Source organism: Microbacterium sp. zg.B48 (genome assembly GCF_024623505.1).
Taxonomy (GTDB): Bacteria; Actinomycetota; Actinomycetes; order Actinomycetales; family Microbacteriaceae; genus Microbacterium.
Genome location: NZ_JANJFE010000019.1, coordinates 53,085 through 65,955 on the forward strand (window position 1 = coordinate 53,085; position 12,871 = coordinate 65,955).

Below are 12,871 nucleotides of genomic sequence, written 5' to 3' on the forward strand. Positions count from 1 at the left end.
GGGCCTGTGGCCGTCGATCGTGAGCGCGTCGCTGCGCTCGTTCGCGAGCTGCTGGCGGCGATCGGTGAGGACCCCGAACGCCCCGGCCTGCATCTGACCCCGCAGCGGGTCGCAGACGCCTATGCGGAGTTCTTCTCCGGCGTGGGCGTGGATCCTGCCGCGCCCCTCGCGCACACGATCTCGATCGCACGCGGCCCCGCGCCTGACACGCTGCCCTCGGGTGCGGTCATGCTCCGCGACATCCGCTTCCGGTCGGTGTGCGAGCACCACCTGCTTCCGTTCCGCGGCCACGCGCACATCGCCTATCTGCCCGGGGAACAGGTCGTCGGACTGGGCGCACTGCCGAAGGTCGTGGACATCCTGGCGTCCCGTCCGCAGGTGCAGGAGCGCCTCGGCGAGCAGATCGCCGACACGATCGCCGATTCTCTGGACGCCCGCGGTGTGCTGGTCGTCCTCGACGCCAGCCACGAGTGCGTCACGATGCGCGGTGAGCGGCAGACCGAGGCCTCGACCGTCACCATCGCCGCCCGCGGGGAACTGTCCGAACCCGCCGCCCGGGCGGAGTTGATCGCGCTGCTCGGAGCGCCGCGCGGATGAGCACCCTCATCATGGGGATCGTCAACGTCACCCCGGACTCATTCAGCGACGGCGGCCGCTTCGTGGACCCGGATGCGGCGATCGCGCATGGTCTGCTGCTGCGTTCGCAGGGAGCGCACATCCTCGACGTGGGGGGCGAGTCCACCCGTCCGGGCGCGGAGCGAGTCGCCCCGCGGATCGAGCAGGAGCGTGTGCTGCCGGTCGTCCGAGCACTGGCCGACGCGGGCATCGCGGTGAGCATCGACACGATGAACGCCTCCACCGCCCTGGCTGCGGCGCAGGCCGGTGCTCGCATCGTGAACGACGTCTCGGGCGGACTTGCGGACCCGGATCTGCTCGCGGCGGTCGCCTCGACGGGCGCCGACCTCGTGATCGGCCACTGGCGCGGCCCGTCCACGGACATGTACGCGCGTGCCGAATACGCAGACGTCGTCGTGGAGGTGCTCAGGGAGCTGTCCGAGCGGGTGCAGGCGGCTGCCGTTGCCGGCATCCCCCCCGCACGGGTGATCGTGGACCCGGGGATCGGGTTCGGCAAGAAGGGCGCACAGAACTGGGACGTGCTCACAGCGCTGCCGCGCATCGCCGGCCTCGGGCACCGTGTGCTGGTGGGCACCAGCCGCAAGCGCTTCCTGGCCGAGGCGCTCAGCGCGGATGCCGCTGACGATGTCTCGGAGTCGCGCCGCGATCTTGCCACCGCGATCACGAGTGTTCTGTCGGCTCAGGCGGACGCGTGGGCGGTCCGAGTGCATGATGTGGTCGGGACGCGGGACGCACTGCGGATCGCCGATGAGTGGTGGCACCCTGCCGCACGCCGAGCCTGAGGGAGAATTCGATGGACGTCGCGGACGAGATCACGCTGACCGGCCTGCGGGTGTTCGGTCGGCACGGGGTGTACGAGAGTGAGCGCCGGGACGGCCAGTACTTCATCGTCGACGCGACGCTCCACGTCAGCACCACGACGGCGGCGGCCAGCGACGATGTCGTCGATACGGTGCACTACGGCGAGGCGGCCGAGCAGATCGCCGCCATCGTCGCCGGAGAGCCCGTCAACCTGCTCGAGACGCTCGCCGAGCGCATCGCCGACGCATTGCTCCGTTACGACGGGGTGCGCATGGTCGCGGTGACGGTGCACAAGCCTGAAGCGCCCATCCCGCTGCAGTTCGCCGACGTTTCGGTCACGATCCGCCGCAGCCGACCGGACTCCCGCCCGTGAGCCGCCGACTCGCCGAGGGAATCGACACCGACCCGCACCGGACCGATCCCGGGCCGGTGCGGGCGGTCGTCGCCCTCGGTGCCAACCTGGGCGACCGCGCGGCGACTCTCGAGGCGGCGATCCAGGACCTGCGGCGGCTGCCGCTGGTGGACGAGGTGCGCGCGTCCGCGCCGGTGGAGTCGGTGGCCGTCACGCCGGAGGGCCCGGATGCCGCGGCCCCGGCGTACCTGAACGCCGTCGCGCTGGTGACCACGCGGCTCGCGCCGTCCCTGCTGATGGCGTTCCTGCACCGGATCGAGACCCGCCACGGGCGTGAGCGGCACCAGCGGTGGGGGGATCGGACGCTGGATCTGGACCTCATCTCCTACGGCGCGGTGATCAGCGAAGACGTCTTGCTGACCCTGCCGCATCCACGGGCCGCTGAGCGCGACTTCGTGCTCCAACCGTGGCTGACGATCGATCCGGATGCGGAACTGCCCGGTCACGGCAGGGTGGACGCGGTCCTGGATCGGCTGCGGAGCGGCTCGTGAGACGAACCGGGGCCGGCATCCTGCTGATCGCGGCGGCCATCGGAGTCGCCCTCGGGTTCCTGTTGGACCAGGGGCTCACCGCCGCGGGCCGGGCGACCTTCATCCCCTCCATCACACTGCCGATCTTCCTGGTGCTGCTCGGCGGAATCGTCGTGGCGCTCGCGCTGCCCATCCGCCGTGCGACGCGGGGAGTGCACGGTCAGCCGGTCAACCCGTTCTGGGCGCTGCGCATCGCCATGCTGGCGAAGGCGTCGAGCATCGTCGGAGCCGCCGTCGGCGGCCTCGCCGGTGGTCTGGCGCTGTTCCTGCTGACCCGCCCGGTTTCTCCCTCGGTAGGCTCGTTGGGCGCCATCATCGCGACCCTCGTCTGCGGTGCACTGCTGGCGGCCGCAGGCTTGTATGCCGAGCATCTCTGCACGATCCGGAAGGACGACGATGACGAACAGCCCGGAGGCGACGACCCCGGACTCGCCACGTAGCGAGCCGCTCCCGGCGCAGCCCGGCTCCGCCGCGCACGCGGACCAGCCCGTCCCGCCGAAAGACGCCGCGTCGCTGGACGTCCTGGATTCCGGCACGTACTCGTCGATCCGCGAACCGCGCGCGGAGGGCCGGCTTCCGCTCGGCGACGGCACGTGGCATCAGCTGGCCCGTCAATACGTGTGGGTGCAGCTGATCTCCACGGGCGCGCTCGCTGTCCTGGTCCTGGCGGCCATGCTGCTGCTGACTCTGGTGTGGCACCAGTGGTGGGCGTGGATCCCGGGCGGGATCTTCCTGGTCATCCTCATCTGGACGATCGTGATCACGCCTCGTCAGGCGCGCGCCTACGGATATCAGCTGCGCCGCGACGACCTGGTGTTCCGTCGCGGCATCCTGTGGCAACGGGTGGTCGCCGTGCCGTATGGGCGGATGCAGCTCGTGGACATCACGCACGGCCCGCTGGACCGCGGTTTCGGCATCGCTCAGCTCAAGCTGGTGACCGCCGCGGCATCCACCGGCGTCGTCATCCCCGGGCTCAAGCAGGAGGCCGCGGAGCGCTTGCGCGACACGCTCGTGGACGTGGCCGAGACGCGTCGGACGGGTCTGTAGGTGCACGCGCAGCCTCCGCTTCCGCCGAGCGATCCGCCGTCGGCTCCGGCCGGCGTGCCCGGCCCCGCGGCTCCCTCGTTGACCGACGGCGAATGGCACCGCCTGCATCCGCTGACCCCGCTCTTCCGCGGCGGGCTGTTCCTGGTGGTCATCGCCGGTGTCGTGATCGCGAACCTGCGCGACCGCCTGGTCTTCATCTTCGTGCCCTGGCTCGACGACGACATCGACATCGAGGTGGAGGAGATGCAGGGTGGTGACCCCATCGATTTCATCGTCGCCAACAACCTCGTCCTCGTCGCCGGGCTTGCGCTACTGGCGATCCTGTTCGTGCTCATCGGCCTGTTCTACCTGTCGTGGCGATTCCACACGTTCCGCATCACCGGCGACGACGTCGAAGTGCGCAGCGGCGTGCTGTTCCGGACCCATCGGCGGGCACCGCTGGATCGCGTGCAGGGTGTCAACCTCACGCGTCCGATGTTCGCCCGGCTGGTCGGCATGGCGAAGCTCGAAGTGGTCGGCGCGGGTCTGGACTCGAACGTCAAGCTCGAATACCTGTCCACCCCGAACGCCGAGGCGGTGCGGGCAGACATCCTCCGGCTCGCATCCGGGCGCCGTCCGGCGGGCGCACCCGGCCCCGGCTCCGCTCCGCACGCATCGCGGGTCGCGAACGCGGCATCCGTGGTCAGCGCCGGAATCAGCGGCATCATCACGGGTGCGGAGGAGCCGGTCAGGGAACCCGAGTCGGTCGTGCACATCCCCGTCGGGCGCCTCATCGCCTCACGCCTGCTGAGCACCTCGACGCTGTGGCTGCTGGCCATCGTCGTCGCGATCATCGTGGGGTCCATCGCCGGCACCCCGTGGGTGCTGTTCAGCCTGGTGCCCGCGCTCCTCGGATTCGGGGCGTACTGGGTGCGCACCATCACGCGGTCGCTGCGCTATTCGATCGCCCCGACGCCCAGCGGAGTGCGCATCACGTTCGGCCTGTTCACCACCATCACCGAGATCCTCCCGCCCGGACGCGTGCACGCGGTCGAAGTGGACCAGTCGATCCTCTGGCGGCCGTTCGGGTGGTGGTCGATCACGGTCAACCGGCTCTCCGGGCGCGGCATCGCCGACGCCAACGCGGATCAGTTCACCACCGTCCTGCCGGTCGGCACCCGCCAGGATGTCGAGCGCGTGATGCGTCTGCTGCTGCCCACGTTGCCGGAGAGCGATTGGCCGCTCGTGTTCGAGCACGGGGTCCTCGGGCCCAGACCGGACGACCCCTACACGAACACACCGCGGCGGGCGCGCCTGCTGCGTCCGCTGTCCTGGAAGCGCAACGGCTTCCTGCTGCTCCCGCAGGCACTGCTGCTGCGGCGTGGCCTGATCTGGCGCAAGCTGGCCGTGTTCCCGCTCGCCCGGCTGCAGAGCGTCGGCATCGAGCAGGGTCCGATCGATCGGACCCTGTCGGTCGCCGGCATCCGCGCCCATACGATCGCGGGCCGGGTGTCCGGCCGCCTGGGGGTGCTGGACCGGGATGCCGCGCTCGCACTCTTCGACGACGCCGAAGCTGCGGCGGTGGCCGCGGCCGCAACCGACCGCAGCCATCGCTGGGCGGGCGACGCGGCGGCATCCGAGCCGGTCGCGGAACCGGGAGGCGCACGGTGAGGCGCGACGGCCGGCTCGGCGTCGGCATCATCGGCGCCGGTCGGGTGGGACCGGTCGTGGGCGCCGCCCTCGGCGGGGCCGGACATGCGGTGGTGGGGATCACCCGCGGCTCGGACGAAGAACGCGTCGAGGCGATCCTGCCCGGCGTGCCCGTCCTGGATGCGCTCGAGGTCGTCCGCCGCAGTGAGCTGGTCGTCATCGCCGTACCCCACGAGGAGTTGCCCGGACTGGTCGCCGGACTGGCCGACCTGAACGCGTGGCAGCCGGGCCAGCTCGTCATGCACACCGATCCCGCGTACGGCATCGGCGTCCTCGCGCCGGCCGCCGCGAAGGGCGCGATCCCGCTCGCGGTGCACCCCGCAGTGGCGTTCAGTGGAACCTCGATGGATCTGCGTCAGCTCTCCCAGGCGTATGCGGCCGTCACCGCGCCGGCACCCGTGCTGCCGATCGCCCAGGCGCTCGCCGTCGAACTCGGCTGCGAGCCGGTCGTCGTCGCCGAGGAATCGCGCGCCGCGTACGCGGAGGCCCTCGAGACCGCCACCGAGTTCTCCCAGTCCATCGTCCGCCAGTCCACGCGGCTGCTGGCCGAGGCGGGTGTTCCCGACCCCGGCCGGTACCTTTCCGCGCTCGTGCACTCCACCGTCGATCAGGCACTGTCCGAAGCGGGCTCCGCGGCCACCGACGATCCGACGACCGCGATGGAGGGCTGATGCCGGCGCCGACCGGGGGCCGCGAGGTCGCTGCGTGCGCGCGGATAGACTTGGGCCGACTTCCGAGGAGCCCGAAACGATGAGCACTACGCCTGCGCCCGCCGACGCGAACGAGCCGACCGAGGAGGACGTCTTCGAGCAGAAGGCCGTGCGACTGGCCAAGCGCGAGCGGCTGATCGCCGAACGGCCGGATGCCGCGGGAGGCGCGTATCCGGTCGCCGTGCCGATCACCGACACCATCCCCGCGCTTCGCGCCCGTTTCGGCGAGCTGGAAGCCGGCGCCGAGACCGGTGTGACCGCGGCCGTCGCCGGTCGCGTGATCTTCAGCCGCAACACCGGCAAGCTGTGCTTCGCGACGCTGCAGGCCGGAGACGGCAGTCGCATCCAGGCGATGGTCTCGCTCGCCGGCGTAGGCGAGGAGTCGCTGCAGCGCTGGAAGGACCTGGTCGACCTGGGCGACCACGTCTTCGTGCGCGGTGAGGTCATCTCCAGCCGTCGCGGGGAGCTGTCCATCATGGTGTCGGACTGGCAGATCGCCGCCAAGGCGATCCTGCCCCTGCCCAACATGTACAGCGAGCTCTCCGAGGAGAGCCGCGTGCGCAGCCGGTACCTGGATCTGATCGTGCGCGACCGGGCACGGGAGACGGTGCGCGCGCGCGCGAAGGTCAACGCGTCCCTGCGCCAGACGTTCACCGACCGCGGCTACATCGAGGTCGAAACGCCGATGCTGCAGGTCCAGCACGGCGGCGCATCTGCCCGCCCCTTCGTGACCCACTCGAACGCGTTCGACACCGAGCTGTACCTGCGCATCGCTCCGGAGCTGTTCCTCAAGCGCGCCGTCGTCGGCGGGCTCGACCGGGTGTTCGAGATCAACCGCAACTTCCGCAACGAGGGAGCCGACTCCACCCACAGTCCGGAGTTCGCGATGCTCGAGTCCTACGAGGCGTACTCCGACTACAACGGCATCGCCGACCTGACGCAGGACCTCGTCCAGAACGCGGCTGTGGCCGTGGCCGGCTCCACCACCGTCACCTGGGCGGACGGGACCGAGTACGACCTCGGCGGCCAGTGGGACCGCATCTCGATGTACGACTCGCTGTCGGCGGCATCCGGTGTCCCGATCACGCCCCAGACCTCGGTCGAGGACCTCCGGGCGCTCGTGGCCCGCGAGGGCATCGAGGAGCCGCCGCTGGCCACGCACGGCAAGCTCGTCGAGGAGCTGTGGGAGCATTTCGTCAAGCCCGGCCTGGTGCGTCCGACCTTCGTCATGGACTTCCCGCTGGACACCAGCCCGCTGGTGCGCGAGCACCGCTCGATCCCGGGCGTGGTGGAGAAGTGGGACCTTTACGTCCGCGGTTTCGAACTTGCGACCGGTTACTCGGAGCTCGTCGATCCCGTCATCCAGCGCGAGCGGTTCACCGAGCAGGCCAAGCTCGCCGCACGCGGTGACGTGGAAGCCATGCGCGTGGACGAGGAGTTCCTCCGCGCTCTCGAGCACGGGATGCCGCCGTCGGGCGGCCTGGGGATGGGCATCGACCGTCTGCTGATGGCGATCACCGGTCTCGGCATCCGCGAGACGATCCTCTTCCCGCTGGTGAAGTAGCACCGCACCGCGCGGCGAGCCAGGCGGCACGCGTCACCCGCGCCGGAACGCCCAGTCCGGCAGATGCCCGGCATAGACGAAGGAGCGCACGATCTCGGCCAGCCCGTGCTCCGGCTCGATCCGGCATGCCCGCGCCGCGTAGCTCTCGGCGTGGGTGGAGCGGCCCAGCGCCCACGCCAGCCACGCGCACGTGGCGAGGGGTCCCGGCCGCTCCGCGCGCGGTGCGGCCGCCGCGATGCGTCGAGAGAGGGCGAGCGCCGCTTCGAGCCGGTCGGGATCCGGCCGCTCGCCCTCTCCCCACATCTGCATCGCCAGATGGGCGGGGTACTCCTCACCCGCCTCCCAGCGCAGCTGCGCATCCAGGGCTTCATCGCCCGCAGCCATGCCGCCGCTCCACTGGACGAGCGCGATGTCGCGCAGCGCGGGGCGCCCGAGGCACCACACCAGTGCCGCCGCCTGGAACGGGGCCAGACATCCGGGATCCCACCCCAGCGACTCCTCGAACAGCGTCGGGAGATCATCCAGCGTGCACACAGCGGCCAGCGCGCGGGGATCGACGCGGTGCTGGTCTGCGGATCCGGCCACGGATGCCGCGGCATCCGTCCGCCCGTCCCCGGATGCCGTCCCGCCTGGTCGCCGCGCACCGGAGTCCGGACCGCACAGCAGCCTGACCGCATCCTCCAGCGACGCGAGCGCGTCGGCCGTTCGCGCCCTCTCATCCCGCGGGACGCGCGGCAGCTCGGCGCCGGTGGCCTGATCTCCCGCGGTCACCGACAGCTCTGCGGCACTCTCGGGCGCCGCGCCGAGCTCGGCCAGGGCACGGCCGGACGGCGGGCACGATGGATCGAACGCGGAGCCCCAGCCGTCCGCCGCGACGCACAGCGCGTCGGTCAGCCGGATGCCGCACGCGTCGGCACGGCGTTCGAGCGCTGTGATCAGATCGCGGTGCGGCAGTCCCGCGGCGGCGAAGACAGCGTCGGTGTACGCAACCGCGGCCACCGCCTCCGCGTCGGGCAAGCGGCAGACCATGCCCACCAGGGTCGCGGTGAACCGATCCAGGTCGTCGAGGTCGGCAGTGCCGGGCAGATCGAACCGCATCGCACCGATGCTCCGCGACCCGGAGAAGGGAACCAGAACGAGGCTGCGGGTGGGGTGATAGCCGAGCATCTGGGGCACGAAGGAGAGGAATTGCGCCGCATTCGCGGCTGTGACGGTCGTGGTCATGAGTCGAGCTTGGGTCGTCCCGGGCCGGCGCGAACGGGCTTGGGTCCGCACTGGGGAAGGGTCGGTGGCCGCACCGGGGTGGGGAGGAACCGCTGGACGGTATCCTGGAGGCATGGATAGCTACTGGGTCGCGGTGTTCTGGTCGCTGCTGCCCACGGTCGTGGTGAGCGGGCTGTTCTTCTTCATCCTCCGCAGCATCCTGCGCAGCGACCGCACCGAGCGTCGCGTGTACGCGCGGGTGGAGGCGCAGGAGCGGGCCAAGCGGGGTCTGCCCCCGGCGCCGTCGGCGGCGTCCGAGCGCTGAGTCGTTCTCCCGTACGCTGGGGGAACGTCCGGGCGGGGGAGGCCACTTGATGACTGTCACGTTCGACGCGACGTGGTGGCTGATCCTCGTCTTCGTCACGGACATCGCCATCCGCATCGCGGCAGTCATCATCGTGCCGCGCAACCGCCGCCCGACCGCAGCGATGGCATGGCTGCTGGCGATCTACTTCATCCCCCTGATCGGGGTCTTCCTCTTCCTGCTCATCGGCAATCCGCGGCTTCCGCGCAAACGCCGCCGCATGCAGCAGCAGATCAACACGTACATCCAGGACACGAGCGCCTCGCTGGATTTCGGGACGCTGCGCCCGCACGCCCCGGACTGGTTCACCTCGCTGGTGACGCTCAACCGCAACCTCGGCGCGATGCCCTTGGCCGGCGACAACGCGGCGCACCTGATCTCGGACTACCAGCAGAGTCTGGACGAGATGGCCGCGGCCATCCGGCGGGCCACCCGGTACGTGCACATCGAGTTCTACATCCTGCAGACCGACCCGTCCACGGACAATCTGTTCCGTGCGATGGAGGAGGTCGCCGCGCGCGGGGTCACGGTGCGGGTGCTGCTGGATCACTGGGCCAACCGCGGCAAGCCGTTCTACAAGGAGACCTTGAAGCGGCTGGATGCGATGGGGGCCCAATGGCACCTGATGCTGCCGGTGCAGCCGTTCAAGGGCAAATATCAGCGGCCCGATCTGCGCAACCACCGCAAGCTTCTGGTGATCGACGGCAACGTCGCCTTCATGGGGTCTCAGAACGTCACGGACTCCACCTACAACCTGAAGAAGAACATCAAACGCGGTCTGCACTGGGTCGACCTGATGGCCCGGCTGGAGGGACCGGTCGTCGCTTCGGTGAACGCCGTCTTCCTCTCGGACTGGTTCAGCGAGACCGGTGAGATCCTCACCGACGAGATCGACCTGTTCAATGTGTCCTCCGGGCCCGGGGATCTGGACTGCCAGATCATCCCCTCCGGCCCCGGTTTCGAATTCGAGAACAATCTGCGGCTGTTCCTCGCACTGATCTACTACGCCCAGCGCAAGGTGATCATCGTCAGCCCCTACTTCGTGCCGGACGAAGCGCTTCTCCTCGCGATCACCACCGCCTGCCATCGTGGGCTGCACGTGGAGTTGTTCGTCTCCGAGGAGGGCGATCAGGCGATCGTCTACCACGCCCAGCGCAGCTACTACGAGGTGCTGCTGCGCGCAGGAGTGAAGATCTGGATGTACCGCAAGCCCTACATCCTGCACAGCAAGTCGATGACGATCGACGACGGGTTCGGCATCATCGGCTCCAGCAACATGGACATGCGCTCGTTCGGTCTGAACATGGAGATCTCGATGCTCGTGCGCGGAGAGCAGTTCGTCACCGAGATGCGCGACGTCGAAGCGAGCTACCGTGCGCTGAGCCGCCAGCTCACCCTGGAGGAGTGGGAGAAGCAGCCCCTGCGCTCCACCGTGCTGGACAACCTGGCGCGCCTCACCTCCGCGCTGCAATAGCTCCGGCGCCGTGACCCGGCTGTGACCGGATTCCCTGGCGAAGTCCAGTCGCATGCAGGACACTCGGGTCATGATCGCCTCGCACCGTCTGCTCGCCCTGCCCGTTGCCGTGCTGCTGACCGGCCTCGCCCTCGCCGGATGCGCTGCTCCGGTCGCCGGCGCCCCGTCCTCCAGCCCCGCTGCGGGGGGAGGAGAGGAGCAGGAGATCGACGCCGCCTGGCTGGACGACGGGCGGATGATCGGCCTGGTCACCCAGGGCAGCTCGGGTTGCGTCCCCACCGCGGAGGATGCGACGCTCGACGGCTCGGTGCTGACTGTGACCCTCGTCGGGCCGGATGCCGACACCGCCTGCACCGCGGACTACGGCCCCCGTGTGTCGTTGGTCGTGCTGCCTGCGGGTGTGGACCCCACCCAGGATCTGGAGATCCGGGTCACCGGCGACGGGTGGCGCGGCGACACCGATCTGGACGGTGTCCCGGGCCTGACCGCCGGCGGTACGACCGACTACGCGCCCAGCGCCGGGTGGACCGATGCGGACGGCCAGTTCGTGATCCTCACGTGGGGATCCTCGACCTGTGCGCCGATGGTCGAGACGGTCACCCTCTCCGGCCCGTCCGAGGTCACCGTCCTGTTCGCCACGCCGCCGACGGATCAGGTGTGCACGATGGACCTGGCCCCGCGTGCGGTGCTCGCCGTCGCCGAGGGTCTGGCCGATGACGCCGAGACCTTCGCGGTGCTGACCGGCGCGGAGTTCGACAACGTGCGGATCCCCATCGTCGGCGAGCACTGACCTCGGTGTGATCGGATGCCGCGGCCTCGGCATCCGATCACGGTTCGCGCAGGACGAGGAGCTCGCCGACCTGGCACTCCAGGACGCGGCAGATCGCAGCGAGTGTGGAGTAGCGGATCGCCCGAGCGCGGTCGTTCTTGAGCACCGAGAGGTTCACGACCGAGACGCCGACCAGCTCGGACAGTCGGGTCAGCGTCATCCCCTTGTCCTCGAGCAGTTCGTCCAGCCGGCAGTGGATGCCGCTCGGTCCGTCCTCGTCGGACTCCGCGGGAGTCACACGAGTCCTTCACTGTCGCGCTGCATCCGGATGCCGCGGCGGAACGCGAGCGAGATGAGTCCCAGCGCCATCGCCGCGATCCAGATCGGGATGAACGGCGCCGCCACCGCCCACGAAGGCGGGACGTATCCGGACAGGCCCGCGGCGGCCAGCACCCCGTTCCGGCCGAACGTCTCGAGCATGTAGACCGCGAGCGCCCCGCCGAGCATGGTCCACGCCGCGGCGTCGAGCAGTCGGGGATTGCCCCTGTCGAAGAATCGCCCGTGCAGGAACCGCACCGCCAGCGTCGCGAACACGGCGATCACGGCCAACCAGGCCAGTGCTCCCACGACGATCGAAAGCCCCAGTGACACTGTCGAGACGGAGTTGACTCCTCGGGCGACGATGTCTCCCGCGGTCACGTGCACGCTCGTGACCGGCTCGCCTTCTGCCGGGGAGAAGTCCACTGGGACGCCCGGGAAGGGCACCCCCGCCACCAGGCCGGCCGGGGTGAACGTCTCCAGCCACCGGATCACCGTCGTCACGACCACCACGACGGCCAGCGCCACCGCGGCGATCAGCGGAGCCATGAGGTCCGCCCGCTCCCTGCGGGTGATCGCCTCGTTCATCAGATCAGTCCTTCCGTGTCGCGCTGCAGGCGCTGCCCTCGGTCGAACACGAAGGACAGGGCGAGCACGGCGACCCCGGCCAGGAGGACGCCGGGCTCGAACGAGAAGGCCACCAGGAAGACATCGCCCGCGATCGGGTTGAGCTCGGAGGCGGCCATCATGCGTCCGAGCCCGCCCAGCCCGCCGGAGAGCAGGCTGCCCAGAAGCAGCGCACTCCCTGCGATCTGCGTCGCGACGACCAAGGAGCGGTGGAAGGGGCGCTTCCACAGCAGCAGGAGGAAGAAGTAGGCCACCGCTCCGGCGGTGATGGCGGCGGTGAGTGCGCCGAAGCCCACTCCGGCCGCGACCAGCCCCCGGGTGGAGTCGCTCAGGCCGGTCGCGATGACCCAGGCGGACTCGAACGTCGCCGACTCGATGCCCGCACCCCCGGCGGATCCGACATGGGGGACCTCCGCGTCGGTGAGCAGACCCACCGGGGTGCGGCCTCCGGCCATGTGGGCGATCTGACGAAGGGGAGGCAGCAGCAGGAGCAGACCGATGACCGCGGCCGCAGCCACGAACAGAGCGAGTGTGCCCCGCTCCATGGTCTTGGAAATGCTTTCGGGCGTGGTCATCCGAGGAGTTCCCTTTCGCGTGACGACGTGTGTATATCGATAATCGTTGTTATCGAAAGACGATATGCATGTCGGATGCCGGTGTCAACCCGTGCCGATATCCGATCGCCCCCCCGGTAGCCGGGCGCTATGCCCATGGCGAACACCGGCAT

General features: G+C 69.9%; 16 protein-coding genes. 12 read left to right on the forward strand and 4 right to left on the reverse strand.

Annotated elements, in window-relative coordinates; genetic code table 11:
• Positions 1 to 6: 6 nt before the first annotated feature.
• The 9 genes from folE to lysS all read left to right on the forward strand — a co-directional run bounded on the left by folE (position 7) and on the right by lysS (position 7,389).
• On the forward strand, positions 7 to 597 hold the full coding sequence (folE, locus tag NQ152_RS15605) for a GTP cyclohydrolase I (RefSeq protein WP_257500805.1): 591 nt from the start codon (positions 7 to 9) through the stop codon (positions 595 to 597).
• On the forward strand, positions 594 to 1,418 hold the full coding sequence (gene folP / locus NQ152_RS15610) for a dihydropteroate synthase (RefSeq protein WP_257524639.1): 825 nt from the start codon (positions 594 to 596) through the stop codon (positions 1,416 to 1,418). The genes folE and folP overlap by 4 nt, the downstream gene beginning before the upstream one ends.
• 11 nt (positions 1,419 to 1,429) lie before the next feature.
• Positions 1,430 to 1,810 (forward strand): dihydroneopterin aldolase, encoded by a 381-nt coding sequence (gene folB / locus NQ152_RS15615; RefSeq protein ID WP_257524640.1) that lies wholly within the window; start codon positions 1,430 to 1,432, stop codon positions 1,808 to 1,810.
• Complete coding sequence (folK, locus tag NQ152_RS15620) at positions 1,807 to 2,340, forward strand: 2-amino-4-hydroxy-6-hydroxymethyldihydropteridine diphosphokinase (RefSeq protein WP_257524641.1); 534 nt, start codon at positions 1,807 to 1,809, stop codon at positions 2,338 to 2,340. The genes folB and folK overlap by 4 nt, the downstream gene beginning before the upstream one ends.
• Entirely contained in the window at positions 2,337 to 2,819 is a 483-nt protein-coding gene (locus NQ152_RS15625) for a DUF3180 domain-containing protein (RefSeq protein WP_257524642.1), read from the forward strand. Before folK ends, NQ152_RS15625 begins: the two co-directional genes overlap by 4 nt.
• A gap of 73 nt (positions 2,820 to 2,892) precedes the next feature.
• A complete protein-coding gene (locus tag NQ152_RS15630; RefSeq protein ID WP_374113608.1) occupies positions 2,893 to 3,426 on the forward strand; it encodes a PH domain-containing protein in 534 nt (177 codons plus the stop codon).
• A 78-nt stretch (positions 3,427 to 3,504) separates the two neighbouring features.
• The gene (locus tag NQ152_RS15635) at positions 3,505 to 5,076 is read left to right on the forward strand and encodes a PH domain-containing protein (RefSeq protein WP_257500799.1); all 1,572 of its coding nucleotides are present in this window, start codon (positions 3,505 to 3,507) and stop codon (positions 5,074 to 5,076) included.
• On the forward strand, positions 5,073 to 5,786 hold the full coding sequence (locus NQ152_RS15640) for a Rossmann-like and DUF2520 domain-containing protein (protein ID WP_257524644.1): 714 nt from the start codon (positions 5,073 to 5,075) through the stop codon (positions 5,784 to 5,786). The genes NQ152_RS15635 and NQ152_RS15640 overlap by 4 nt, the downstream gene beginning before the upstream one ends.
• Before the next feature lie 79 nt (positions 5,787 to 5,865).
• On the forward strand, positions 5,866 to 7,389 hold the full coding sequence (gene lysS / locus NQ152_RS15645) for a lysine--tRNA ligase (protein ID WP_257524645.1): 1,524 nt from the start codon (positions 5,866 to 5,868) through the stop codon (positions 7,387 to 7,389).
• A gap of 33 nt (positions 7,390 to 7,422) precedes the next feature.
• On the opposite strand, the gene NQ152_RS15650 is transcribed toward lysS, so the two are convergent.
• On the reverse strand, positions 7,423 to 8,613 hold the full coding sequence (locus tag NQ152_RS15650) for a DUF4192 domain-containing protein (RefSeq protein ID WP_257524646.1): 1,191 nt from the start codon (positions 8,611 to 8,613) through the stop codon (positions 7,423 to 7,425).
• 112 nt (positions 8,614 to 8,725) lie between these two features.
• Between NQ152_RS15650 and NQ152_RS15655 the strand changes: the two genes are divergently transcribed.
• The 3 genes from NQ152_RS15655 to NQ152_RS15665 all read left to right on the forward strand — a co-directional run bounded on the left by NQ152_RS15655 (position 8,726) and on the right by NQ152_RS15665 (position 11,220).
• Positions 8,726 to 8,917 carry a hypothetical protein gene (locus NQ152_RS15655; RefSeq protein WP_257500795.1) on the forward strand — a complete coding sequence of 64 codons (192 nt, stop codon included), beginning with the start codon at positions 8,726 to 8,728 and terminating at the stop codon, positions 8,915 to 8,917.
• Positions 8,918 to 8,966: 49 nt separating this feature from the next.
• Positions 8,967 to 10,430 carry a cardiolipin synthase gene (cls, locus tag NQ152_RS15660; RefSeq protein ID WP_257524647.1) on the forward strand — a complete coding sequence of 488 codons (1,464 nt, stop codon included), beginning with the start codon at positions 8,967 to 8,969 and terminating at the stop codon, positions 10,428 to 10,430.
• A 70-nt stretch (positions 10,431 to 10,500) separates the two neighbouring features.
• On the forward strand, positions 10,501 to 11,220 hold the full coding sequence (locus NQ152_RS15665) for a hypothetical protein (RefSeq protein ID WP_257524648.1): 720 nt from the start codon (positions 10,501 to 10,503) through the stop codon (positions 11,218 to 11,220).
• 37 nt (positions 11,221 to 11,257) lie between these two features.
• Here NQ152_RS15665 and NQ152_RS15670 read toward each other — a convergent pair whose 3' ends face one another.
• The 3 genes from NQ152_RS15670 to NQ152_RS15680 are packed head-to-tail and all read right to left on the reverse strand — an operon-like array spanning position 11,258 to position 12,719.
• Positions 11,258 to 11,497 (reverse strand): helix-turn-helix transcriptional regulator, encoded by a 240-nt coding sequence (locus tag NQ152_RS15670; protein WP_257500792.1) that lies wholly within the window; start codon positions 11,495 to 11,497, stop codon positions 11,258 to 11,260.
• Positions 11,494 to 12,105 (reverse strand): hypothetical protein, encoded by a 612-nt coding sequence (locus tag NQ152_RS15675; RefSeq protein WP_257524649.1) that lies wholly within the window; start codon positions 12,103 to 12,105, stop codon positions 11,494 to 11,496. The genes NQ152_RS15670 and NQ152_RS15675 overlap by 4 nt, the downstream gene beginning before the upstream one ends.
• Positions 12,105 to 12,719: a hypothetical protein gene (locus NQ152_RS15680; RefSeq protein WP_257524650.1), complete on the reverse strand. Its 615-nt coding sequence runs from the start codon at positions 12,717 to 12,719 to the stop codon at positions 12,105 to 12,107. Before NQ152_RS15680 ends, NQ152_RS15675 begins: the two co-directional genes overlap by 1 nt.
• Positions 12,720 to 12,871 lie beyond the last annotated feature (152 nt).